Source organism: Methylobacterium nigriterrae (assembly GCF_037106235.1).
In the GTDB taxonomy this organism is placed as follows: Bacteria; Pseudomonadota; Alphaproteobacteria; order Rhizobiales; family Beijerinckiaceae; genus Methylobacterium; species Methylobacterium nigriterrae.
In genome coordinates this window covers 1-207 of sequence record NZ_JBAWTG010001143.1, presented here as the reverse complement: position 1 = coordinate 207, position 207 = coordinate 1, and the positions used below count along the sequence as shown (strand labels likewise).

Here is a 207-nt window from a genome sequence, read left to right as displayed (position 1 = left end):
TGGATTGGCATGATGTGCGGTGGTCCCCGCGGCGACCGCGTGGTGGTGTTTTGGTGGAACCGCGTCCCGGCACCGTACCGCTACTGGGGGCATCGCAAGCACTGGAGTAACGGCCCGCTCAGCCGCTTCGGGTTGCGGTTCGGCGAGGTCATCTGGCGCCTGCCATGGACCAATCACGACGGCGGCATCAGAACGACCGGCTGGGTT

At 66.2% G+C, this 207-nt stretch carries 1 protein-coding gene; it reads left to right on the top strand.

The annotated features are described in order from the left end of the window. A partial coding sequence (locus WDW90_RS40530; RefSeq protein ID WP_336493156.1) for a hypothetical protein occupies nucleotides 1–207 on the top strand: 207 nt, incomplete at both ends.